Consider the following 19,656-nt stretch of genomic DNA (forward strand, 5'->3'; position numbering starts at 1 on the left):
TTCATGCTCCACGAATACCCAGGCTCCCGCGGCCTTGCCCCTGGGTACGGGCTTCTTCCGGCAGGGCGGTGACCTTGATGGCGCGCACCGGTACGGCAAACTGGGCGCCAATTTTCGAGAAGCGCTCGAGCAGGTGGAAATTGATGGCCTGCTGGATGTCCATGTACAGGTTGTAAGCTGGGTCCTTGACGATGTACACGCACTCGAACTCCAGCGCTTCCTTGCCAAAGCCGCGCAGGTGAGCGCGATCGAAGCGGACCTGGTCCTGCGCCTTGATGGCTTCCTCGACGATCGCCGGCGCCTTCTTCACCGCCTCGGTGGGCGTGTCGTAGGACAGGCCGAACTCGAACACGATGCGCCGCTCCTGCAGGCGTTTGTAGTTCTGGATGGTGCTGCTGATCATGCTGGCGTTGGCCATCACGATCTGCTCGCCACCCAGGCTGCGGATGCGCGTGGTCTTCAGCCCGACGTGTTCCACCGTGCCGGCCAGCGCGCCGATGACGATGAAGTCGCCCACTTCGAAGGGCTTGTCCACGGCGATCGACAACGAGGCGAACAGGTCACCGAGAATGTTCTGCACCGCCAGCGCGACGGCGATGCCGCCCACGCCCAGGCTGGCGACGAAGGCGGTGATATTGACGCCCAGGTTGGACAGCATCGCCAGCAGGACCACGGACCACAGCAATACCCGGGCGCCCCAGGCCGACAAGGTGGCCAGCGCGCTGCCCTGGTTCAGCCCACTGCTGCTGTGCCGCGTGAAGTAGCGGCTCAGGCCCAGGCCGATGGCGCGGTTGGCCCACAACCCGATCTGCAACGCCGCGACCACGAACCACAGGCTGCCGACCCGCGTCAGCCAACGCTCGGGCAGGTCGAGCATGCTCAGGCCGACCAGCAGCGAGGCAAGCAGCAAGAGGAAATTGCTGGTGCCCGCGAGGACCTTGGCCAGCACCTGGCTCAGTACGCCGTCGTGTTCGGACCAGCGCCTGACACGGCGCAGCACGAAGCTGATGGCCGCCCGCGCGACCAGGAACGTGACGATGGCAACGGCCAATGCCAGCAACAGGTTGAGGATGGAAATGCCGAACAGCGTGGTCTCGGCGAACAGTGCGATGATGCGATCACTCATGAGGGCTTGCCTCCTTCCGTCAGGGTCGGGTGAAAGGGGCCGGGCCTACAGACCCAGCATGTTGGCGTGCACGTAGTACATGATCCACAACGACAGCCCTACCAGCAGCACGATGATCACCACCGTGAACACCAGCGCCACCAGGTTCCAGCGTTGTTCCCGTGCCGTGCTCAGGTGCAGGAAGAACAGCATGTGCACGAGGATCTGCACCACGGCGCAGACCGTCACCAGCAGAAATGTGAGATGGCGCGGCAGGCTGGGGTACATGGCCAGCGCGAAGGGCACGAGGGTGAGGATGGCGGCCAACAGGAAACCCACGTTGTAGGATTGATGGCTGCTCTGGCTGGCACCGGCACTGCTGTGGACCTGGCTTTCACTGGACATCAGATCACCCCGAACAGGTAGACGACGGTAAACACGCACACCCACACGATGTCGAGGAAGTGCCAGAACAGGCTCAGGCAGCTCAGGCGTGTGGAGTTGACGCAGCACAGGCCGCGTTGCTGCACCTGGATCATCAGCAAGGCCATCCATATCAGGCCGACCAGCACATGCAGGCCATGGGTACCAACCAGGGTGAAGAAGCCGGTCAGGAATGCACTGCGCTGCGGGCCGGCGCCTTCGGCGATCAGGTGGTGGAATTCGTTGAGTTCCATGGCGATGAAGCCCAGGCCGAGCAGGAAGGTCACCCCGAGCCACTGCAGCACCCGGCGTTTGTCCTTGCGGTGGTTGGCCAGCATGGCGTAGCCGTAGCTGATGCTGCTTAACAGCAAGAGGAAGGTTTCGACCAGTACATACGGCAGCTCGAAGATGTCCGCCGCGCTCGGCCCGCCGGCCACCGCCTGGCCGAGCACGGCGTAGGTGGCAAACAGCGTGGCGAAGAGGATGCAGTCGGTCATCAGGTACACCCAGAAGCCGAACAGGCTCAGGGAACCGGCATCCTCGTAGCCTTGCTCTTGCTGATGGGCGGTTTCTTGCAGCACGATAGGGGACATGGCTCAGGCCTCCGCCAGCAGTTGGCGCCGTTCGGTTTCCACGCGCTCGACTTCCTCGGCCGACACGTAGTACTCGGTGTGCTGGTCATAGCTGCGCACCACCAGCGTCGCCAGCGTGGCCAGCAGGCTGGCGATGACCAGCCACCAGATGTGCCAGACCAGGGCAAAGCCCATCACCGTGGCGAGGGCCCCGAGCACCACGCCGAGGCTGGTGTTGCATGGCATGTGGATCTTGCTGAAGTCTGCCTCCACCAGGGTTTTCACGCCTTTCTCCTTCATCCCCCAATAGGCATCGATGCCATGTACCACGGGCTGCTCGGCGAAGTTGTAGAACGGTGGCGGCGAGGCGGTGGCCCATTCCAGGGTCCGGCCGTCCCACGGGTCGCCGGTGTGGTCGCGGTTTTCGTGGCGCTTGCGGATGCTCACCACCAGCTGCATGACCTGGCAGGCCACACCGCACAGGATGATCAGCACGCCGAGCATCTCCAGTAGCAACAACGGCCGCCACTCCGGCACGTCGAAGTGGTTCAGCCGCCGGGTCATGCCCATGAAGCCAAGGAAGTACGATGGCATGAAGGCGCAATAGAAACCGACCAGCCAGCACCAGAACGCCGCACGGCCCAGCGGGTCGTAGAGCTTGAAGCCGAAGGCCTTGGGGAACCAGTAGGTGAGGCCGCACAGGTAGCCGAACACTGCGCCGCCAATGATCACGTTATGGAAATGCGCGATCAGGAACAGGCTGTTGTGAAGCAGGAAGTCGGCACCCGGCACGGCGAGCAGTACGCCGGTCATGCCGCCGATGCTGAAGGTGACGATGAAACCCACGGTCCACAGCATCGGCGTTTCGAAGCGCACCCGCCCCCGGTACATGGTGAACAGCCAGGTGAAGATCTTCACCCCGGTCGGCACGGCGATGATCATGGTCATGATGCCGAAGAACGCGTTGACATTGGGCCCGGCGCCCATGGTGAAGAAGTGGTGCACCCAGACGATGAACGACAGCACGGTGATGACGATGGTCGCCCACACCAGCGAGTAGTAGCCGAACAGGCGCTTGCGCGAAAAGGTCGAGGCCACTTCGGAGAAGATGCCGAAGGCCGGCAGGATCAGGATGTACACCTCCGGGTGGCCCCAGGCCCAGATGAGGTTGATGTACATCATCGGGTTGCCGCCCAGTTCGTTGGTGAAGAAGTGCATGCCCAGGTAGCGGTCCAGGGTGAGCATGAACAACGTCGCAGTGAGGATGGGGAAGGCCGCCAGGATCAGGATCGAGGTGCACAGCACGGTCCAGGTGAACACCGGCATGCGGAACAGGGTCATGCCGGTGGTGCGCATCTTGAGAATGGTGACGAAGAAGTTCAGGCCCGTGAGCAAGGTGCCGATGCCGGATATCTGTAGCGACCAGATGTAGTAGTCCACGCCGACGCCCGGGCTGTAGCCGATGCCGGACAACGGCGGGTAGGCGACCCAGCCGGTACGGGCGAACTCGCCGATGCCGAGGGAAATGTTGACCAGCAGGGCGCCGGCAACGAACAGCCAGAAGCTGACCGCGTTGAGGAACGGATAGGCCACGTCGCGGGCGCCGATCTGCAACGGCACCACGATGTTCATCAGGCCGACCACGAACGGCATGGCCATGAAGAAGATCATGATCACCCCGTGGGCGGTGAAGATCTGGTCGTAGTGCTCCGGTGGCAGGTAGCCCGGCGAGCCGTCGGCGGCCATGGCCTGCTGGGTGCGCATCATCAGCGCATCGGCGAAGCCGCGCAGCAGCATCACCAGGGCGACCACGATGTACATCACGCCGATGCGCTTGTGGTCGACCGTGGTAAACCATTCCCGCCACAGGTACGTCCACTTGCGCTTGTAGCTGATTGCGCCGATGCCGCCGATGCCGATCAGCCCGACCACCGCCAGCGTGTACATGATGATGGGCTCGCCGAAGGGGATGGCATCCCAGGTCAGTTTTCCGAACATGTGCGTTACTCCTTGCCGGGTTGCGCTGCATCAGCTTGTGGGTCGCTCAGACGTCGCTCGACCTCGCGCGAGCGCTTGACGCCCTGGTACTTGTCGATCAGTGACTGGAACAGGTGTTCGTCGACGGCGGCGTAGTGCTCCACCGGGTGGGCAATACTGGGCTTGGCCAGCTGCGTGTAGCTGGCTTGATCGAGACGCCGCTGCGAACCACGGACCTTGGCCACCCAGGCGTCGAAGCCGGTCGGGTCGAGGGCCAGGGCCTTGAAGTGCATGTCGGAAAAACCGGGGCCGTTGTAGTTGGCGGCGATGCCGGTATAGCTGCCGGCATGGTTGGCGATCAGGTGCAGCTGCGTCTGCATGCCGGCCATGGCGTAGATCTGCCCGCCGAGGGCGGGGATGAAGAACGAGGTGATGGCACCGTCCGAAGTCACCCGGAAGTCCACTGGCGTGTCCACCGGCATGGCCAGCTCGTTGACCGAGGCAATGCCCAGCTCGGGGTAGACGAACAGCCACTTCCAGTCGGTGGCGATCACCTGCACCTTGATCGGGCGGGCGTCGGACTGTAGCGGGCGGTAGGGGTCCAGCGCATGGGTGGAGCGCCAGGTGACGATGCCGAGGACGATGATGATGACCAGCGGCACGCCCCAGACCACCAGCTCGATAGCCCGCGAGTGGCTCCACTCCGGCGTGTACCGCGCTTTGACGTTGGAGGCCCGGTAATGCACCGAGAACACCAGCGCCATGACCATCACCGGCAGCACCACGATCAGCATCAGCAGCGTGGCGAGGATGATCAGGTTGCGCTGCTCGACGCCGACCTGGCCCTTGGGGTTGAACAGCACCATGTCGCACCCGGACAACTGCAGCGCGATGCCCCCCAGCACCAGCAGGCCGAGCAGCCTGGCGGCTTCCGTATATGCCTTTGCCATGTTCTAGTCCCGTATTGTGTTACCGAATGTTCAGGCTCGTTGAGTTAGAAGAAGGGCAGGCGGGGGAAGGTTGTAAGGAATCTGCGCATAGGCGACGAGTGGTGGTGCGCAGTGGCTGTCGCGCCTCCTTGGACGAACCAGCCTATGCCCGGCGAAACCATGGGCCGGGCGCGGTTGAGGGACGCGCTCTGCGGATGGCGACCGGGCGTCAGGCGTCCGGTGTCGACTCACTTGGCGGCTGAACCTCAGCCGTCGGACTGTTCCTCGGGTGGCACCTGGCCTTCCGGCCAATCGGGCGCTTCCTCTTCAGGTTCAGGTTCAGGTTCAGGTTCAGGTTCAGGTTCAGGTTCGGGAACAGGCTCGCCGGGATTGTGCGGCACCTCGTCGACATACGGGTCGGGGTGGTTGGGGTCGATCATGACGTGTCTCCTTGCAGGTTGGTTACCTGACTTAGGTCGCCCTGGTTCGCCAGCTGTTCAACTGGATGTCGCCAATGGAACGTCGCGTCTCGGGGATGTTCCATTGAGGGAGCCCGTCACCGGGGAACGATCAGGAGTGATAGGTAATGATTCATCTGGGTTGCGCAGGTTGGAGTCTGCCTCGCCAGTACGCCGATGAGTTTCCAGCGCCCGGTAGCCACCTGCAGCGCTACGCCACGGGCTTGAACGCCGTCGAGATCAACAGTTCGTTCTACCGGCCGCATCGGCCCGAGACCTATGCCCGCTGGGCAGCGTCCGTCGCGGCGGATTTTCGCTTTGCGGTGAAGCTGCCGAAGCGCATTACCCACGAACAGCGCCTGCGCGGGGCCATGCCAGCGTTGGAAGCGTTTCTCGCCCAGTGCGGCCAGTTGGGCGAGCACCTGGGCTGCCTGCTGGTGCAATTGCCCCCTTCGCTGGATTACGCCCCCGACACCGCCCGGCAGTTCTTTGCAGACCTGCGAACCCGCTATGCCGGGCCGGTAGCGTTGGAGCCCAGGCACGTCAGCTGGCAGGCCGCACACTCGATGCTGACCGACCTGCAGATCGCCCAGGTAGCAGCCAGCCCTTCGCGCTTCGACACCGATGCCCAGCCAGGCGGCTGGCCCGGCCTGGTCTACTGGCGCCTGCATGGCGAACCGCGCATCTATCACAGCACCTACCCCGACGCCTGTCTCCGGCGCCTGGCCGAGCAGTTGCAGCGCAGCCGCGCCGCTGGCGTGCCGACCTGGTGCATCTTCGACAACACGGCCTCCGGTGCTGCAGTGGGGGACGCCTTGAGGCTTCAGCGCTACCTGCGCTGAGTCAGACAAAGCGGGCGTTCAGCCCGCTTCCATGGCGGTGTTCTTTTTCCATCCACGCAGGTTCATCGCGCACAGGCAGACCTGCAGCATGATCAGTGCCCAGGCCTGGACTTGCCAGCCCCAGATCGCCCACAGCAGGTTGCTGGCGATGAAACAGCAGAAACCCAGCTTGCGTCGGCCAGGGCGGCGCGAGCCAATGCACCAGGCGGCCAGCACGGTCAGGGCCATGGCGGGCCATTGCAACCAGTCGATCCAATATTCCATCACACACTTCCACGCGCGCCTGCGCGCCCGGCGGGGCGCGCAGGCCGTTATCAGGCGGCGTTCTGCTCGCCCTTGAGCAGTTTCTTCTGGGCTTGCATGGCCTGGCCCATCTCCTCCAGCGCCGCGTTACCCAGCAGTTTGCGGGCGGTCGGGAACAGCTCGCTTTCCTCTTCTTCGATATGATGCTCCAGCAGCTCCTTCATGACCTTGACCCGGCCGGCAAACTCGAGGGTGCCGGTGTCGGTCTGCAGCAGGTCCGGCAGCACCAGGGAATCGACGGCACGGTGCTCCTCCTTGGCCTCGTAGTACATCTTCGCCTCTTCCTTGCCACCGGCCTGCTTGATCGCCGGGTAGAGGATTTCCTCTTCGAGGGCGGTATGGATGGACACCTCCTGCTTGATGCGTTCGAGCAGCTCGCTGCGTTTTTTCACCGCACGCTCGGTGGTGGAGGACAGCTCTTCCAGCAGCTTCTTCACCAGTTCATGGTCTTGGACCAACAGATCGATTGCGTTCATGAATCACCTCTTCGGGCTCGGAAAAATCACGGTTGCCTTCGATGGAGTGAAGCGCTGGGCGCAAGGTTCAAAGCGGTTGATCAACGCACCGGGGCGCAGCGGCACGGGGGGCGATGACCAGCGAGTCAGAATAAATGAATCTTTTTGTCAGTCGCGGGCTCAATTAGCCTGAATCAACGGAGGAGAGCCCAATGGCAGGACAGCAGTTGTTTGTGATCGAGTACGAGCTTCATGGGGAATATCGGACGTTCATCATCCGTCAGGAACGCATGGACAATGCCGAAGCCTGGCACTGGGCAAGTTGCGATGCCGGCGTGGGAATCATCCCCAGGTTTGGCCAGCACAAGATCAAGAAGGTCAGCCGGCCGATGGCCGAGCGTTACGGGTTGGCCAATGTGCGTTGGCGGGCATCGGGCCAGGGGCCTGAGTTCGTCGCGCCCCCCATCGATGTGAAGAAGTTCTCGAGCGGGTCTTCCGGCGAGGCGTGAAGTGCCTTGCTGGCCATGACGTTGTCAATCAGGGCCGCACCTGCGGCCCTTGATCGCAGAGGAAGGTTTGTGGAGATTCTGCCGTTACTCAATACCTTGTTGCTGGCGCGTGGCCCGGGCGGCCAGGAAGACGAGGTCCGGGCTGTAGCCCGGCAAGCGCTGGCCGCCTGTTGCGAAGAGGTGCATGACGACAGCGCCGGCAACGTTATCGGTGTCATCCGCTCGGCGGTCCCGGCCGACCCAGCAGCGGCGATACGGATCATGGCTCACCTCGATGAAATCGCCATGATCGTCAAGAAGGTCAGGCCGGACGGCAACCTCGAGGTGCTGGCGCTGGGTGGTGCGCAGCCCATCAGTTTCGGCGTGTGCCCGGTCGACATCATGGCCGATCATCGGATGCTCCCCGGTGTCCTGTCCTACGGTTCGATGCACAACAGCGGGCAGTCGGGGAGTGGCCGTGATGTGTTGTCCGGGGCCGTGCAATGGAAGGATGTCTACGTCGTCACCCGCCTGACCCCACTGGCACTCGAGCAGGCCGGTGTGCGCCCGGGCACGCGAGTGGTACTGAGCCAGCACTGGCGGCAACCGTACAAGGTCGAGGACTGCATTGCCGCGCATTTTCTCGATGACCGCGCCCCGCTGGCAGCGGTGATTCATTGCGCGCACCTGCTGCAACGGCGGCGCAGCGAACTGCGCCAGGATGTCTGGTTCGTGCTGACCACCCAAGAAGAAGAATCCAACGCCGGCGCCATGTATGCCGCCGCCAGGCTGCCGGGCGACACGACGATTGCGGTGGAGGTCGGACCGGTGCTGGACGAATACGGCACCCGCCTGTCAGCCGACCCGATCATCAATACCGGGGACCAGAAGGGCTATTACAGCCGCAGTGTGGTGCAGGCGCTGATGGCCGCCACGCGCAGGGCAGGGTACACACCGCAGCCGGCCCTGCTGGTGGATTTCGCCTCGGACGCGAGCGCAGTGCTCAGCACGGGGACCGATGCCCGCGCCGGGTGCATTGCCATCCCGACCGAGAACACCCACGGTTTCGAGATGATACTGCTGGAGGGCATCAGCGCCTGTGCCGCCAGCCTGCTGGCGTATGTGCTGCAACCGGACGGTGCGGTCACTCCTGCGCGATGATCGAGATCTTGCCGTTGCGTTCGACGATGGCGAACTTGATCTGCTCGACACGTTCGAGGCCCTGGCTGTCGCGGGCCGACTCGAGGATATCGTCTTCGGTCAGGCGTGCCCGCCGCATGCGCTGATGGAGGAAACGCCCCTGTTCCACCACCAGGGTCGCGTGGCCGTCGAGCAGGCGTGCCAGGCGTCGGGAATTGAGCTTGGCCAGTGACAGGCCGACATCCAGCACGATCAGCGTGGCGATCACCAGCATGGCATTGATAAAGGAGAAATCCTCGCCGAGCAATGCCTGCTGGGTCGCTTCGCCGATGATCAGCAGGAGGACGAAGTCGAAGGTGGTCAGGTCGGCCAGCGAGCGCCTGCCGGCCACGCGAAACAGCAGCATCAGGGCGATGTACATGGCTGTGGCGCGCAGGATCGAATCCATGTCGTCGAACTCCTAGGGGTAGAGAAAGGTGGCGAAATGCACGGCGCTGCTCTGTCCTGCCCTGACCACACCTTCGAGCCTGCCGACATGTTCGCTGCGCAAGGTCAGGTACAGGATAGCGACGCCGTCCTCGCTGGTGCCAAGCTGCAACTGCAGCGACTGGCCATGGGAACGTGACACTTGCGGCTCGGGCTGTATCGTTTCGATGCTGGCTTCGCGCAGCAGGCTGCCGCCAAGCTCCACCACCACCGGCTCCCCCGGCTTGCCGCGTACCGTGATGCGCAGGTTGTCGGTGGTGCCGCTGCGGCTGAGCCGCTGATACTCGACCTGCACGCGACCATCATCACTGGCCACCCGAGCGTCACTGAGCGGGCCGTTGCCAAACAGCCCGGCCAAGGCCAGCAGCACGATCGCCACCAGCACGTACCAGCCGACCCGTTCGAAGCGCCACACACGCTGCTGCATGCGCATGTCTTCCTCGACCGGGTGATGCCTCGAAACCAGCTCGTCGTCGCTCATGCGCCTGGCCCTCAGGCGCGTTCGCCGCGCAACCAGCGCTGGTGGTAATGGGCCAGGTGCGACAAGCCATACAGCGCGCCCTGGCGCATGATATCTGCCCGTTCGCCAAAAAAGCGCTGGGTACGCGTGAACACGGCCAGCGGTTCACCGGTGAATGCCCAGGCGAAACACAGGGTGCCAGGTGGGATGGCATCCTGCGGCTCCGGCCCGGCGACACCGGTGCAGGCAATCGCTACCGTGGCATCGCTGTCTTTCAGGGCGCCCAGGGCCATCTCCCAGGCTACCGCTTCGCTGGTCAGCCCGTAGCGTTCGATGGTCTGTGGGTTGACGCCGAGCAGGCGTTTCTTGGCGCTGGGCGCGTATACCACGTAGCCGCTTTCCAGCACCTCACCGGTGCCGGGCACTGCCGCCAGCAGCGCAACCATGGCGCCGGCCGTGCAGGATTCTGCAGTAGTCAGCACCAGCTTGTGGGTTTTCAGGTAATCGATGGCCTCGCGTAGGGGGTCGGTCGCCATGGCAGGTCACTCATGCGTTGTTTTGTGGTGGACGTATTTCTTGCACGGTTGGTTCAGTGCATGTGAGCCGCCCATCAACGCCGGGGAAAGCCTGCTGAACTTTGCCCGGCCTGGTGGCTTCCTCTTAGTAGGAGGGTGGTGGTGCGCAGCATTGCACCGCTGCCGGTCTAACCAGAGGAGAGGCGATCATGACCGAGCCTGTAACGTATTTCTGGATCGCCGTGGCGGCGATCATTCTGTTGGTCGACCTGTGGGCCATCGTCAGCGTGTTCCGTAGCGACAAGCGCGATGTAACCAAGGCCATGTGGGCGCTGCTGTTGCTGGCCCTGCCGATTGTCGGCCTGGCCATCTGGGGTGTGCTTGGACCGCGCGGCATCAAGCGCGGCACCGGGCCGTCTTCACCTGAACACAGCAAGGGATAGGGCGCCGGGGCGGTAGTACGGTCGTTGCGGGCAGGCGCTGCATGGCACCGGTTGTGCTGGTGTCTGCGGGGCAACCCGCGCCCACACCGGCCGTACCGGCTCGACGAACCCTGTGCAGGCCACATCACTTTCACCTTCCAGGAGCCATCGTGCCACGCATCATCACTCCCGCTACCCCCGAGCACGAAATCGACGAACACAACGCCCGCATGTTCGGCTCGCCAAAGGAGCGGCTGGATTTCTACCGCCATGAGATCCAGTACGAAACCAGCATCCTTGCCAATCGCACCGACGCCTACCTCACGGCACAGTCCTTTCTGGTCATTGCATTCGTATCGTCGATGGGCAACCTGAACCAGAGCTGGGGCGAGATGTTCACCCTGATCGTGCCGCCGTTTCTCGCCTTGCTTGGAGTGCTCAGTACACTCAATGCCTGGCCGGGCATCCGGGCCGCCTACAAGATCATCGAGCACTGGCAACTGAAACAGAGCCACCTGCTGCGCAGCGAGCCATTGATGGGCCTGGCCTATGATGAGTCGCCGCTGTTCAGCGAGGCCGAAACCTCGCAGGCGGGCCACCGCAAGTCGTTGCTGTTTTCGCTGCGCACACCGTGGATATTCCTGGTGTTCTGGATCGTGCTGGGGGGTTACGCGGTGTTCATTCAGCTGGCCTGAGGTCGTGCCGTTCTGGGCGCAGGGGCCTTTGCCAAGAAGGCCCCGTACTGGCTCAGTGTCGACTACGGCGCAGTGCGGCCAGTGCGCAGCCGCTCAACAGCAGCATGGCCGTGACAGCCAGCAAGCCAGGTTTGTCGTGCCGCTTGGGGCGCCCGCCCGGCAGTCTGCGCCGATCGCTCTCGACTGCCCAGGCATCGATGGGGGTCAACTGCAGAGGCGTGCCGTCGACCAGGGTCAAGGTCAGGTCCTTGATATCGCCAGCCGCACGGCCCGGGAACACCGGTTCGCCGGTGGCGTCGAGCGCGTCATAGATGAACCGTTGCCCTTCGAGCCAACCGGCGGCGGTCAGCAGTTCGGGTCCCAGGTAGTATCTGCCGTCAAGGAAGAACCCGGGAAACTGATGCGCCCGCTCCAGGCTTTCCACACTGTATCGCTCGCCCGGCCTCATGCCGGTTGCCGGATCGATCATGGTCGGCTCCCCCCGAATGCGTGGTCTGGCCCCAAGGTGCCGGCAGCGGCGCCCGGCACGAGGATGACCTTGCGGCAGTCGTCCTGCTTCTGGTCGAACATCCGGTAGCCCATGGCCGCTTCTTCCAGGGCCAGGCGGTGGCTGACGATCAGTTCAGGCGCCAGGCGCCCGGCTTCGATATGTTCGAGCAGTTCGGGTAGGAACTTCTGCACATGGGTCTGGCCCATCTTGAAGGTCAGGCCCTTGTCGAAAGCATCGCCAAACATGAAGGCGTGGATGAACCCGGCATACACCCCCGGCACGCTGACCACACCGCCACGGCGCACGGCGGCGATGCTCTGGCGCAGCGCCTTGCCACTGCTGCCCTCGATTTTCAGCGTGGTCAGCACCGTTTCGGTGGTGCTGCCCTTGGCCTCGAAGCCGACCGCATCGATCACTGCATCCACGCCGCGCATGCCTGGGGTCAGGCGAATGATGCTGTCGGCCGGGTCGTCATCCTGTTCGAAGTTGATCGGTACCACGCCGTAGGCGTCGCGGGCGAATGCCAGGCGGTAGTCGTTGTCATCGACCATGAAGATCGTCTGGGCGCCGAGCATCCGTGCGCAGGCTGCACTCAGCAGGCCGACCGGACCGGCGCCATAAATGGCCACGGTCGAACCTTGGCCGACCTGGGCATTGGTCACGGCCTGCCACGCCGTCGGCAGGATGTCCGAGAGGAACAGCACCTTGTCGTCGGGCAGGGCGGTGGGCACCTTGAACGGGCCGACATTGGCCTTCGGCACCCGCACGAAATCGGCCTGGCCACCGGGTACGCCGCCGTACAGGTGGCTGTAGCCGAACAGTGCAGCACCTGGCGGGATGCCCTTCTTGTTGAGGATCGCGCCACGCCCGGTGTTGGTGGTTTCGCAAGCGGCGAATTGCTCGAGCTGGCAGAAGAAGCAACTGCCACAGGCGATCACGAAGGGGATCACCACCCGGTCGCCAACCTGCAGGTTGGTGACGCCACGGCCGGTCTCCTCGACGATGCCCATGAACTCGTGGCCGAAGATATCGCCGGGCTCGGTCTGCGGGATCTTGCCGTGGTACAGGTGCAGGTCGGATCCGCAGATGGCGGTAGCGGTAACCCGCAGGATGATGTCGTCCTCGTCCTGGATGGCCGGGTCAGGGACATTGTCGACCCGGACGTCCTGGGCCCCGTGGTATGTCAATGCTCTCATGGGTTCAGCTCCTGCAATGCGGGTGGGTTTGATGCTGCTCTATGCAGGGGAAGCCAGGGGCAGCGGGAAAGTTCAGGTGGAATCATTCAGTGGCGAACCCGGCGCCTCGGTGAGCGCGTTCGAATGAACCTTGTTTCGTCGTCAGGGCTCGACTGACAAACACTGGAGGGCGGCCGACATGAATGCGCTTAGCGGGCAGATCAGCATGGAGCAGCGCCGGCTCGAGGCGATCAACCGCTGGTTCTGCCTGTTCGACGATGTCGAGCGAAGGCGTGACTGCCCCAGCAGCCATCACGAGGAACTGCTCCGTCAGGCCGAAGAGATGGACCGCCTTGGCCTGGTGTGCTGGGAGCAGTGCCGTGACCTGCGGCGGCTGGCGGACCGCGCCTTCCTCAAGGCTATTGCCGGCGCTGATTACCACGGCCACTGAAGCTCTTGCGCCAATGCACGGTCCCCGGATTACAGGCGCGCGGTTCATTGGTCCGCTGGGCAGATGTCACAGATCATCACGAGTGAACTCATCGACGCGTGGCTACGTCCCTCGAATGGAATGCCTGCAGAAATCCGGCATTTGTCCAACAACCCGCTTCGAGGACGTAATGATGGAAAAGACCGATCAAAGCTCGACCTCTCCGCCCGACCGCAACGCGGACCACGTACATGCCATTGGCGAAGAAGCAGGGGCCTTGCTGGGTGAGGCCAGGCAGAAAGGCAGCGAGCAGCTGGAGCATTACCGCGACAGTGCAGCCGACCAGCTCGACTCCTTGCAGGAAGGCGCACGGTCGGCCGCAGCCGCCCTGGAAGGCAATGACAGCCTTGGCCTGTCGCGGTACCTGACCCAGGCGGCGGAGTGCATGGGCGACTTTGCCGAGCAGGTGCGTCACGAAAGCGCCGAAAGCCTGTTGCAACGCGGTGCGCAGCTGGCGCGGAGCAATCCGGCGTTGTTCCTCGCCGGCAGCGTGGCCGTCGGCTTTGCCATTTCACGCTTCATGCGTGCCAGCGATCCCCATGCGGGCTCACCCTCGGTACCAGAGCCTGGCTTCACCGAGCCGCGGCCAGCGCAGCCAGTCACGCCCGACCGGGGCAGTGACGTCTCTACCCGTGAACCCTATACCCCGGTCGACCCGATCGGGCCCGGTGCCGGCGCGCCGGTCAGTGGCGGCCCGTTCGAACGTGACCCGCTCAAAGGAGGCGAATGATGAACAAGGATCCTTTACACACTACCCCAGGGTTGCATACACCGGCTGACGACCCGGTCGGCATCGGTGGCTTGCTGCGTCAGTTGATGCGTGAGGTGCCAGAGCTGTTCACCAAGGAACTGGCCCTGGCCAAGGCCGAGCTGCAGCACAACCTGGCTACCCTGAAGGCTGGCACTGCAGCGGTGGCGGCCGGAGCAATCGTGGTCCTGGCGGGGTTCATCATGCTGTTGCTGGCCGCGGTCTACGCACTGGCCCTGGTGGTCCAGCCATGGCTGGCGGCGCTGATCGTGGGTGCGGTCACGGTGGTGATCGGCTTCATCATGCTGCAGTCGGGCAAGAAGCAGTTCGAGCCTGGCCACCTGGCCCCTGACCGCACCTTGCATGCCATGCAACAGGACAAGGACACGCTGACGAGGAAACTCCCATGACCACCTCCTTCGAACACGAAGCGCACAAGGACCCGGAGCAACTCGAGCAGGAAATCAATGCCAAGCGCGAGCATATCAGCGACCTGGTCGATGCACTGGAACAGCGGCTGAGCCCGGGTCAAATGGTCGACCGGGTGCTGGCCTACGCCAAGGGCAATGGCGGCGAGTTCTTCACCAACCTGGGCACCACCCTGAAGAACAACCCCGTGCCGGCCACCCTGACCGTGCTGGGCCTGGCGTGGCTCGGGCTCAACCAGAACCGCCCGTTCAACCCGGGGCCGGCGCACCAGGGGCCAGGGCTTGGCGAAAAGCTTGGCGAGGCGGTGGACACCGTGAAGGGCGCCTTCGCATCGGCAGGCGAGGCGATGCACGACGCCAGCCAGAAAGTCCGCATGAAAGCGCACGACATGCGCGACCGCGCCGGTGAACTGGGCAGCGGTGCGCGTGAATCCATGGGGGCATCTGCCGATACCCTGCGCGGTTCCGCACACAAGGTCGGCGACCAGGCAACGGTACTGAAAGGCCAGCTTGACCATTTGCTGCACGAGCAGCCGCTGCTGTTGGCCGCGCTGGGCATTGCCCTGGGGGCTGCGTTGGGCGCGGCGCTACCCGGTACCCACAAGGAGGATCAGCTCATGGGCGCCAGCAGTGATCGGCTGGCGGAAACCCTGAAGACCAAAGGCAGCGAGGTGAAGGCCACGGTCTCCCAGACCCTTGCCCAGGGCACCGACACACAGCCGGTGCAGCCAGGCCGCAGCACTGACGGCTCTGACCTGTCATCAGGGCTGGGCTTCAATTCCTGAACCTGCTGCGTGTCCAGCGCCACCCCTTCGGCATGCGCTGGAGGGGCAGCTGCCGGGGTCAGGCCGCAGGCCTGACGACCGGCGGTTCGATCTCCCCCAACTGCTCGCCAATGACCGCGAGCAACTGGTCAAGGGACCAGGGCTTGGGCAGAAATACCGCACCCGTCGGTAACCGGGTGCTGGCTGCGTCGTGGTAACCACTCATGACGATGATCCGGGTCGCCGGTTGACGCTCACGAATCTCCTGCGCAAGCGCCAGCCCGTTCAACGGGCCGGGCGTTCTGACGTCGGTGAGCAGCAGCGAAAATGCCTGCTGCAGCGACAGGCGCCGGCCTTCTTCGGCAGTACCCACCGCAAAGACCGAGGCGCCCAGCTCTTGCAGGGCGCAGGTCAGCAGTTCACGCAGGATCGGCTCGTCCTCCACCAGCAGGATGGTTGGGTAAACAGCGGGTGACTCGTAGGTGTTCATGGCAATACTCAACATCGCGCACGGGTGGAAAGAAGGGGAGTCCGGGTCAGCTTGCGACGCTCAATGCAGGCAGTGGCAGTGCGCTATCATGCGACAGCGACTGCTTGCCGAAAATTCATTTTTTACTGAGCGGATCTGTGCAGCCTACCGGGCAGCGCCACGCGTCGGCATTGCATGGGGTTATCGGCCAGGTCAGGCATCGGGCTCATGACTCAGGCGCTTGAGCAGTGCCCTTGCCGCGGCTTCGGACGACGCAGGGTTCTGGCCGGTGATCAGGTGGCCATCCTCGACTACATGGCTGACCCAGTCGGCAGCCTTGGAATACTCCCCACCGTTGGCCTTGAGCATGTCTTCCACCAGAAACGGCACCACCTCGCTCAGCCCGACCGCCTGTTCTTCGCTGTTGGCGAAGCCGGTCACCCGCTTGCCCGTGACCACCGGGTGCCCGTCGGGTGCCTTCACGTGCTTCAGCACACCCGGTGCATGGCACACCGCTGCAATCGGTTTGTTCGAGGCATAGAACGCCTCGAGCAAGGTCCGCGAACTGGCGTCCTCGGCCAAGTCCCACAACGGCCCATGCCCGCCGGGGTAGAACACCGCATCGAAGTGGTAGGGGTCGATTTCCGCGAGCGGTACGCTGTCGGCCAGGGCCATTTGCCCTTCGGTGTCGAGGGCGAAGCGCCGGGTTGCCTCGGTCTGGGCGTCGGCCTCATCGCTCTTCGGGTCCAACGGCGGCTGCCCGCCCTTGGGCGAAGCGAGGGTGACATCGACACCGGCATCGATGAACACGTAGTAGGGCGCGGCGAATTCCTCCAGCCAGAAACCGGTTTTCTTGCCGGTGTCGCCCAGCTGGTCATGAGAGGTCAGGACCATCAAGATTTTTTTCATGCAAGCATGTCCTCCGAACGTCAATGGGCAGTGCGCGGCTCGCCCTGCATTACTGTGGGAGGGTTGGCGCAGCAAAGCGTTCCATGACTTTCCAGGAGCCGCAGCACCACAGCATTGCCGAACGTGGCGCGGATGTCTGCCGGGTGGGCGATGTCACGTCTTGCGATCAAGCGGGCCAGTAGTCGCGGCGGGCTTGCCAATGCCGGGCTTTTCAGGAAATGAACGTTGCCTTTGGCGATACTCAGCTGTGAACACCAGCCGCCCGGGCGACGCAGTGTGCCGGGCGCGAGCGGCACAAGGGCCGAGGTGAAGCGGGTAAAACTGAACATTGCCGCGCATGCGGCCTCCAATGGCAAGTGACCTGGAGGATTCGTCATGCAACCAGAAACCGAAGGACTTGAACAGCAGGGACCGGGCAAGGTCCCGTTCATCAACGACCCACTCAAGCCCACCTCCCCACCGCTGAACGATGCCGATGCCACGGACGCGGCCGAGTCCGAGCAGGACATCGACGATGACGGCGAGGCGCTTTGAACAGGAGCAGCGCGATGGACACTTACCATGTGAGCCCGGCGGGGGACGGCTGGGAACTCAGGAAGACAGGGGCCGACTGGGCTTCCAGGCGTAGTGCGAGCAAAGCCGAGTTGCTCGGCCTGCTGCCTGATTATTTTGCCGGCAAGACTGCCTCGGTAAAAATCCACAAGGCCGACGGCAGCATTGAAGAAGAGCGTACCTATCCGCGCGCCGCCGACCCGAGACGCACCAAGGGCTGATTTTGCGGTGGTCGTGGCGCACGGGTGATCGGCATGCGCGAGAAGGTGAGTACACCCCGGCAGACCGCAGGTTTTCTGGCCCTGGCCACGGTGATGGTGCTGGCCTCCGGGCTGGCGCCGCTGGACCGGGCAGATTGGCTGGTCGAAAACGTTCTACCGGTAGCATTGTTACTGACCCTGGCGTTGACCTGTCGCCGCTGGCGGTTTTCGCCACCTGCCTATCTGGCCATCGTCATGCTGCTGGCAATCCACGAACTGGGGGCGCATTTCACTTACGCCAAGGTGCCTTACGACGCCTGGCTGGATGCGCTCACCGGCCATTCGCTGAATACTGCGATGGGCTGGCAACGCAATCAGTTCGATCGCCTGGTGCATCTGAGCTATGGCTTGCTGTGCGTCTGGCCGATCAGGGAACTGCTGCAACGCCAGGCACGCCTGAATGGCCTGTGGCTGGCAGTGTGTGCGGTGGCGATGGTGCTGGCGACGTCGGCCCTGTATGAATTGTTCGAATGGGTAGGTGGACAGTACCTGGGCGAAGACCGGGCGCAAGCATTCCTGGCCACTCAGAAAGACCCTTGGGACGCACAAAAGGACATGGCCCTGGCATTGGCGGGTGCATGCGCGTGCCTGGTCATCCAGCGGTTGGTTGCGCGCAATCGGCCCGGGCCGCCTGCCTAGGTCGGCGAAAGCGAAGTGGGTGTTTATTCGCGATTATTTCTCATTTACACTTCGTGCCTCTCTTCGCAGCCTAGCGCTCTTGCAGGATGTATCGTGTCGTTCGAGCCCGCCAAACCGACGCTACTGTCTACCTTGGTACGTCATTATGACGAGTTGGTGGACCACATTCGCCGACGCTTCGGTGACCGAAGCATGGCACGCGACGTGGTGCACGACGTGTGCGTGCAGCTGCTCGAGCGCGGCGACAAAGATGACGTTCGTGCGCCACTGGCGTTGCTGCGCAAGATCTCCAGCGACACTGCTGTCAGCCGCTACCGCAGCGATCGCCGCCGCGGGGCCTGGGTGCAGGCGTTCGCCGAGCTGCCAGAGGCGGCTTGCCCGGCCCCGACGCCCGTCAGCCGGTATGACGCCGAGCGCGAATTCCAGCTGTTGGCCAATGCCATCGCCAGCCTTCCGCCTCGCTGCCAGGCCGTTTTCATCCTGCACAAGGTTCACCAGATGCCCCAGGCCGAAGTAGCCGAACACCTTGGTATTTCCATCAAGACCGTAGAGAAGCATCTGCGCCTGGGTGTGGCGGCCTGCAGGGAACGCCTTGGGCGCGACGAGGTGACTGCATGAGCAACACGCCCGAACAGGCGCCACTGGACGATGCCCTGGGGCGACATCGTGAGCAGCTCAAGCAACTGTTCCCTGTGCCGCCTTCCAGGCCTGCGCCTTCGAAACCGGCAAGGTCGGCTGGTGTGGCGCTGACCGTTGCGCTTGCCTTTGCCGCCCTGGCCTGGCTGAACCCCGTGTACAAGACCGAGCGGTTCGCCACCGCCATTGGCGAGCGACGCACCGTGCTGCTGGGCGATGGCAGCCAGTTGCTGCTCGACAGCGGCACCCGTGTCGATGTCAGCTGGCGGCTGCGCAGCCGCGAAGCCGGCCTGCAAGCCGGTCAGGTCCTGTTCGATGTGTCCTCGGCGGTGTACCGCCCGTTCGTGGTGTCAGCGGGGCTGACGCAAGTCGAGGTGCTCGGCACGCTGTTCAATGTGCGCCGTCTGGATGACGACAAGGTGCGTGTGACACTGGCGCGCGGGCGCGTGCAGGTCGCCGCTGCGGGGAATACGCCTGTCAGCCTCAGGCCAGGGCAGCAGGTCGATGCGATTGGCGGGCAACTGCTGCCGGTGGCCAAGGTCGACCCCGCCAGGGCAATGGCCTGGAAGGAGGACCGCATCGTCTTTGAACAGACGCCGCTGGATGAAGCGGTTTCCCTGTTGCGCCACTATCGCAAGGCAGCCATTCGCCTGGACGACCCAAGCCTGGCCGCGCTCAAGCTGAGCGGGGTGTTCGACGCGCACAATGTCGACCGGCTGTTGCAGCTGTTACCCAGCATCCTGCCCGTTGCCGTGCAACAACAGGCGGACGGCAGCGTGCAGATTCGGCGCAAACCGCTGCGAAAATAATTCTCAGGCGCAGGTAG

Annotated in this window: 30 protein-coding genes; 14 read left to right on the top strand and 16 right to left on the bottom strand. The window is 63.7% G+C overall.

Features of this window, described 5'->3' with window-relative positions; all coding sequences use genetic code 11:
- Position 1 precedes the first annotated feature (1 nt).
- The 6 genes from ACVWZT_RS20020 to ACVWZT_RS20045 all read right to left on the bottom strand — a co-directional run bounded on the left by ACVWZT_RS20020 (position 2) and on the right by ACVWZT_RS20045 (position 5,446).
- Complete coding sequence (locus tag ACVWZT_RS20020; RefSeq protein ID WP_457470962.1) at positions 2–1,126, bottom strand: mechanosensitive ion channel family protein; 1,125 nt, start codon at positions 1,124–1,126, stop codon at positions 2–4.
- Between the two features lie 45 nt (positions 1,127–1,171).
- The gene (cyoD, locus tag ACVWZT_RS20025; RefSeq protein WP_296233003.1) at positions 1,172–1,510 is read right to left on the bottom strand and encodes a cytochrome o ubiquinol oxidase subunit IV; all 339 of its coding nucleotides are present in this window, start codon (positions 1,508–1,510) and stop codon (positions 1,172–1,174) included.
- Entirely contained in the window at positions 1,510–2,121 is a 612-nt protein-coding gene (cyoC, locus tag ACVWZT_RS20030; protein WP_296233002.1) for a cytochrome o ubiquinol oxidase subunit III, read from the bottom strand. Before cyoC ends, cyoD begins: the two co-directional genes overlap by 1 nt.
- A 3-nt stretch (positions 2,122–2,124) precedes the next feature.
- Positions 2,125–4,098 carry a cytochrome o ubiquinol oxidase subunit I gene (cyoB, locus tag ACVWZT_RS20035; RefSeq protein WP_457470964.1) on the bottom strand — a complete coding sequence of 658 codons (1,974 nt, stop codon included), beginning with the start codon at positions 4,096–4,098 and terminating at the stop codon, positions 2,125–2,127.
- 5 nt (positions 4,099–4,103) lie between these two features.
- Positions 4,104–5,027 carry a ubiquinol oxidase subunit II gene (cyoA, locus tag ACVWZT_RS20040; RefSeq protein ID WP_457470965.1) on the bottom strand — a complete coding sequence of 308 codons (924 nt, stop codon included), beginning with the start codon at positions 5,025–5,027 and terminating at the stop codon, positions 4,104–4,106.
- 245 nt (positions 5,028–5,272) lie between these two features.
- Positions 5,273–5,446 carry a hypothetical protein gene (locus ACVWZT_RS20045; RefSeq protein ID WP_457470967.1) on the bottom strand — a complete coding sequence of 58 codons (174 nt, stop codon included), beginning with the start codon at positions 5,444–5,446 and terminating at the stop codon, positions 5,273–5,275.
- A 146-nt stretch (positions 5,447–5,592) separates the two neighbouring features.
- Between ACVWZT_RS20045 and ACVWZT_RS20050 the strand changes: the two genes are divergently transcribed.
- The gene (locus tag ACVWZT_RS20050) at positions 5,593–6,306 is read left to right on the top strand and encodes a DUF72 domain-containing protein (RefSeq protein ID WP_457470969.1); all 714 of its coding nucleotides are present in this window, start codon (positions 5,593–5,595) and stop codon (positions 6,304–6,306) included.
- A gap of 18 nt (positions 6,307–6,324) precedes the next feature.
- Here the strand turns inward: ACVWZT_RS20050 and ACVWZT_RS20055 are convergent, their stop codons facing one another.
- Positions 6,325–6,570, bottom strand: coding sequence for a hypothetical protein (locus ACVWZT_RS20055; RefSeq protein ID WP_296232995.1), 246 nt, complete (start codon positions 6,568–6,570; stop codon positions 6,325–6,327).
- 50 nt (positions 6,571–6,620) lie between these two features.
- On the bottom strand, positions 6,621–7,085 hold the full coding sequence (locus tag ACVWZT_RS20060; RefSeq protein ID WP_296232993.1) for a hemerythrin domain-containing protein: 465 nt from the start codon (positions 7,083–7,085) through the stop codon (positions 6,621–6,623).
- 191 nt (positions 7,086–7,276) lie between these two features.
- Here ACVWZT_RS20060 and ACVWZT_RS20065 point away from each other — a divergent pair, with 191 nt between their 5' ends.
- The gene (locus ACVWZT_RS20065; protein ID WP_296232992.1) at positions 7,277–7,573 is read left to right on the top strand and encodes a DUF6555 family protein; all 297 of its coding nucleotides are present in this window, start codon (positions 7,277–7,279) and stop codon (positions 7,571–7,573) included.
- A gap of 69 nt (positions 7,574–7,642) precedes the next feature.
- On the top strand, positions 7,643–8,713 hold the full coding sequence (locus tag ACVWZT_RS20070) for a M28 family peptidase (protein WP_457470972.1): 1,071 nt from the start codon (positions 7,643–7,645) through the stop codon (positions 8,711–8,713).
- Here the strand turns inward: ACVWZT_RS20070 and ACVWZT_RS20075 are convergent.
- From ACVWZT_RS20075 to ACVWZT_RS20085, 3 genes are read right to left on the bottom strand one after another with little or no spacing between them, the layout of a single operon-like run.
- On the bottom strand, positions 8,697–9,140 hold the full coding sequence (locus tag ACVWZT_RS20075) for a DUF421 domain-containing protein (protein ID WP_296232988.1): 444 nt from the start codon (positions 9,138–9,140) through the stop codon (positions 8,697–8,699). The two genes, ACVWZT_RS20070 and ACVWZT_RS20075, sit on opposite strands and share 17 nt — an antisense overlap.
- 12 nt (positions 9,141–9,152) lie before the next feature.
- The gene (locus tag ACVWZT_RS20080) at positions 9,153–9,659 is read right to left on the bottom strand and encodes a hypothetical protein (protein WP_457470974.1); all 507 of its coding nucleotides are present in this window, start codon (positions 9,657–9,659) and stop codon (positions 9,153–9,155) included.
- Positions 9,660–9,670: 11 nt separating this feature from the next.
- Positions 9,671–10,174 carry a CinA family protein gene (locus ACVWZT_RS20085; protein ID WP_296232985.1) on the bottom strand — a complete coding sequence of 168 codons (504 nt, stop codon included), beginning with the start codon at positions 10,172–10,174 and terminating at the stop codon, positions 9,671–9,673.
- 188 nt (positions 10,175–10,362) lie between these two features.
- Between ACVWZT_RS20085 and ACVWZT_RS20090 the strand changes: the two genes are divergently transcribed.
- Together ACVWZT_RS20090 and ACVWZT_RS20095 are read left to right on the top strand one after the other, a co-directional pair.
- Positions 10,363–10,596 (top strand): PLDc N-terminal domain-containing protein, encoded by a 234-nt coding sequence (locus ACVWZT_RS20090; RefSeq protein WP_457470976.1) that lies wholly within the window; start codon positions 10,363–10,365, stop codon positions 10,594–10,596.
- A 149-nt stretch (positions 10,597–10,745) separates the two neighbouring features.
- The gene (locus ACVWZT_RS20095; protein WP_296232983.1) at positions 10,746–11,270 is read left to right on the top strand and encodes a hypothetical protein; all 525 of its coding nucleotides are present in this window, start codon (positions 10,746–10,748) and stop codon (positions 11,268–11,270) included.
- A 52-nt stretch (positions 11,271–11,322) separates the two neighbouring features.
- Here ACVWZT_RS20095 and ACVWZT_RS20100 read toward each other — a convergent pair whose 3' ends face one another.
- Together ACVWZT_RS20100 and ACVWZT_RS20105 are read right to left on the bottom strand one after the other, a co-directional pair.
- Positions 11,323–11,739 (bottom strand): short chain dehydrogenase, encoded by a 417-nt coding sequence (locus ACVWZT_RS20100; protein WP_457470977.1) that lies wholly within the window; start codon positions 11,737–11,739, stop codon positions 11,323–11,325.
- On the bottom strand, positions 11,736–12,956 hold the full coding sequence (locus tag ACVWZT_RS20105) for a zinc-dependent alcohol dehydrogenase (protein ID WP_296232981.1): 1,221 nt from the start codon (positions 12,954–12,956) through the stop codon (positions 11,736–11,738). The genes ACVWZT_RS20100 and ACVWZT_RS20105 overlap by 4 nt, the downstream gene beginning before the upstream one ends.
- Before the next feature lie 178 nt (positions 12,957–13,134).
- Between ACVWZT_RS20105 and ACVWZT_RS20110 the strand changes: the two genes are divergently transcribed.
- From ACVWZT_RS20110 to ACVWZT_RS20125, 4 genes are all read left to right on the top strand, one after another.
- Complete coding sequence (locus ACVWZT_RS20110) at positions 13,135–13,386, top strand: hypothetical protein (RefSeq protein WP_296232980.1); 252 nt, start codon at positions 13,135–13,137, stop codon at positions 13,384–13,386.
- Between the two features lie 172 nt (positions 13,387–13,558).
- Complete coding sequence (locus ACVWZT_RS20115) at positions 13,559–14,155, top strand: hypothetical protein (protein WP_457470979.1); 597 nt, start codon at positions 13,559–13,561, stop codon at positions 14,153–14,155.
- A complete protein-coding gene (locus tag ACVWZT_RS20120) occupies positions 14,155–14,583 on the top strand; it encodes a phage holin family protein (RefSeq protein ID WP_296232978.1) in 429 nt (142 codons plus the stop codon). Before ACVWZT_RS20115 ends, ACVWZT_RS20120 begins: the two co-directional genes overlap by 1 nt.
- Positions 14,580–15,386, top strand: a complete 807-nt coding sequence (locus ACVWZT_RS20125) for a DUF3618 domain-containing protein (protein ID WP_457470981.1) — start codon at positions 14,580–14,582, stop codon at positions 15,384–15,386. The genes ACVWZT_RS20120 and ACVWZT_RS20125 overlap by 4 nt, the downstream gene beginning before the upstream one ends.
- 58 nt (positions 15,387–15,444) lie before the next feature.
- On the opposite strand, the gene ACVWZT_RS20130 is transcribed toward ACVWZT_RS20125, so the two are convergent.
- From ACVWZT_RS20130 to ACVWZT_RS20140, 3 genes are all read right to left on the bottom strand, one after another.
- Entirely contained in the window at positions 15,445–15,855 is a 411-nt protein-coding gene (locus ACVWZT_RS20130; protein ID WP_296232975.1) for a response regulator, read from the bottom strand.
- 192 nt (positions 15,856–16,047) lie between these two features.
- On the bottom strand, positions 16,048–16,743 hold the full coding sequence (locus ACVWZT_RS20135; protein WP_457470984.1) for a type 1 glutamine amidotransferase domain-containing protein: 696 nt from the start codon (positions 16,741–16,743) through the stop codon (positions 16,048–16,050).
- A 20-nt stretch (positions 16,744–16,763) separates the two neighbouring features.
- Positions 16,764–17,072 (bottom strand): hypothetical protein, encoded by a 309-nt coding sequence (locus tag ACVWZT_RS20140; RefSeq protein ID WP_296232973.1) that lies wholly within the window; start codon positions 17,070–17,072, stop codon positions 16,764–16,766.
- A gap of 46 nt (positions 17,073–17,118) precedes the next feature.
- Between ACVWZT_RS20140 and ACVWZT_RS20145 the strand changes: the two genes are divergently transcribed.
- The 5 genes from ACVWZT_RS20145 to ACVWZT_RS20165 all read left to right on the top strand — a co-directional run bounded on the left by ACVWZT_RS20145 (position 17,119) and on the right by ACVWZT_RS20165 (position 19,639).
- Entirely contained in the window at positions 17,119–17,277 is a 159-nt protein-coding gene (locus ACVWZT_RS20145) for a hypothetical protein (RefSeq protein ID WP_225778124.1), read from the top strand.
- Positions 17,278–17,291: 14 nt separating this feature from the next.
- Positions 17,292–17,516, top strand: coding sequence for a DUF2188 domain-containing protein (locus tag ACVWZT_RS20150; RefSeq protein ID WP_457470986.1), 225 nt, complete (start codon positions 17,292–17,294; stop codon positions 17,514–17,516).
- A 33-nt stretch (positions 17,517–17,549) separates the two neighbouring features.
- Positions 17,550–18,194 carry a DUF2238 domain-containing protein gene (locus tag ACVWZT_RS20155; protein ID WP_296232969.1) on the top strand — a complete coding sequence of 215 codons (645 nt, stop codon included), beginning with the start codon at positions 17,550–17,552 and terminating at the stop codon, positions 18,192–18,194.
- A 93-nt stretch (positions 18,195–18,287) separates the two neighbouring features.
- Positions 18,288–18,812, top strand: coding sequence for an RNA polymerase sigma factor (locus ACVWZT_RS20160; RefSeq protein ID WP_457470988.1), 525 nt, complete (start codon positions 18,288–18,290; stop codon positions 18,810–18,812).
- Positions 18,809–19,639 (top strand): FecR family protein, encoded by an 831-nt coding sequence (locus tag ACVWZT_RS20165; protein ID WP_296232966.1) that lies wholly within the window; start codon positions 18,809–18,811, stop codon positions 19,637–19,639. The genes ACVWZT_RS20160 and ACVWZT_RS20165 overlap by 4 nt, the downstream gene beginning before the upstream one ends.
- Positions 19,640–19,656 lie beyond the last annotated feature (17 nt).

The sequence above is a fragment of the Pseudomonas sp. TE21394 genome (assembly GCF_054057835.1).

Bases quoted from the DNA above. Each gene is read 5' to 3' on its own strand.
- ACVWZT_RS20120 (WP_296232978.1), top strand. From the start codon at position 14,155: ATGAACAAGGATCCTTTACACACTACCCCAGGGTTGCATACACCGGCT.
- ACVWZT_RS20085 (WP_296232985.1), bottom strand. From the start codon at position 10,174: ATGGCGACCGACCCCCTACGCGAGGCCATCGATTACCTGAAAACCCAC.
- ACVWZT_RS20065 (WP_296232992.1), top strand. From the start codon at position 7,277: ATGGCAGGACAGCAGTTGTTTGTGATCGAGTACGAGCTTCATGGGGAA.
- cyoD (WP_296233003.1), bottom strand. From the start codon at position 1,510: ATGTCCAGTGAAAGCCAGGTCCACAGCAGTGCCGGTGCCAGCCAGAGC.
- ACVWZT_RS20165 (WP_296232966.1), top strand. From the start codon at position 18,809: ATGAGCAACACGCCCGAACAGGCGCCACTGGACGATGCCCTGGGGCGA.
- ACVWZT_RS20130 (WP_296232975.1), bottom strand. From the start codon at position 15,855: ATGAACACCTACGAGTCACCCGCTGTTTACCCAACCATCCTGCTGGTG.
- ACVWZT_RS20110 (WP_296232980.1), top strand. From the start codon at position 13,135: ATGAATGCGCTTAGCGGGCAGATCAGCATGGAGCAGCGCCGGCTCGAG.
- ACVWZT_RS20140 (WP_296232973.1), bottom strand. From the start codon at position 17,072: ATGTTCAGTTTTACCCGCTTCACCTCGGCCCTTGTGCCGCTCGCGCCC.
- ACVWZT_RS20115 (WP_457470979.1), top strand. From the start codon at position 13,559: ATGGAAAAGACCGATCAAAGCTCGACCTCTCCGCCCGACCGCAACGCG.
- ACVWZT_RS20145 (WP_225778124.1), top strand. From the start codon at position 17,119: ATGCAACCAGAAACCGAAGGACTTGAACAGCAGGGACCGGGCAAGGTC.
- ACVWZT_RS20020 (WP_457470962.1), bottom strand. From the start codon at position 1,126: ATGAGTGATCGCATCATCGCACTGTTCGCCGAGACCACGCTGTTCGGC.
- ACVWZT_RS20105 (WP_296232981.1), bottom strand. From the start codon at position 12,956: ATGAGAGCATTGACATACCACGGGGCCCAGGACGTCCGGGTCGACAAT.
- ACVWZT_RS20050 (WP_457470969.1), top strand. From the start codon at position 5,593: ATGATTCATCTGGGTTGCGCAGGTTGGAGTCTGCCTCGCCAGTACGCC.
- cyoC (WP_296233002.1), bottom strand. From the start codon at position 2,121: ATGTCCCCTATCGTGCTGCAAGAAACCGCCCATCAGCAAGAGCAAGGC.
- ACVWZT_RS20150 (WP_457470986.1), top strand. From the start codon at position 17,292: ATGGACACTTACCATGTGAGCCCGGCGGGGGACGGCTGGGAACTCAGG.
- cyoA (WP_457470965.1), bottom strand. From the start codon at position 5,027: ATGGCAAAGGCATATACGGAAGCCGCCAGGCTGCTCGGCCTGCTGGTG.
- cyoB (WP_457470964.1), bottom strand. From the start codon at position 4,098: ATGTTCGGAAAACTGACCTGGGATGCCATCCCCTTCGGCGAGCCCATC.
- ACVWZT_RS20055 (WP_296232995.1), bottom strand. From the start codon at position 6,570: ATGGAATATTGGATCGACTGGTTGCAATGGCCCGCCATGGCCCTGACC.
- ACVWZT_RS20080 (WP_457470974.1), bottom strand. From the start codon at position 9,659: ATGAGCGACGACGAGCTGGTTTCGAGGCATCACCCGGTCGAGGAAGAC.
- ACVWZT_RS20155 (WP_296232969.1), top strand. From the start codon at position 17,550: ATGCGCGAGAAGGTGAGTACACCCCGGCAGACCGCAGGTTTTCTGGCC.
- ACVWZT_RS20100 (WP_457470977.1), bottom strand. From the start codon at position 11,739: ATGATCGATCCGGCAACCGGCATGAGGCCGGGCGAGCGATACAGTGTG.
- ACVWZT_RS20045 (WP_457470967.1), bottom strand. From the start codon at position 5,446: ATGATCGACCCCAACCACCCCGACCCGTATGTCGACGAGGTGCCGCAC.
- ACVWZT_RS20090 (WP_457470976.1), top strand. From the start codon at position 10,363: ATGACCGAGCCTGTAACGTATTTCTGGATCGCCGTGGCGGCGATCATT.
- ACVWZT_RS20075 (WP_296232988.1), bottom strand. From the start codon at position 9,140: ATGGATTCGATCCTGCGCGCCACAGCCATGTACATCGCCCTGATGCTG.
- ACVWZT_RS20125 (WP_457470981.1), top strand. From the start codon at position 14,580: ATGACCACCTCCTTCGAACACGAAGCGCACAAGGACCCGGAGCAACTC.
- ACVWZT_RS20060 (WP_296232993.1), bottom strand. From the start codon at position 7,085: ATGAACGCAATCGATCTGTTGGTCCAAGACCATGAACTGGTGAAGAAG.
- ACVWZT_RS20135 (WP_457470984.1), bottom strand. From the start codon at position 16,743: ATGAAAAAAATCTTGATGGTCCTGACCTCTCATGACCAGCTGGGCGAC.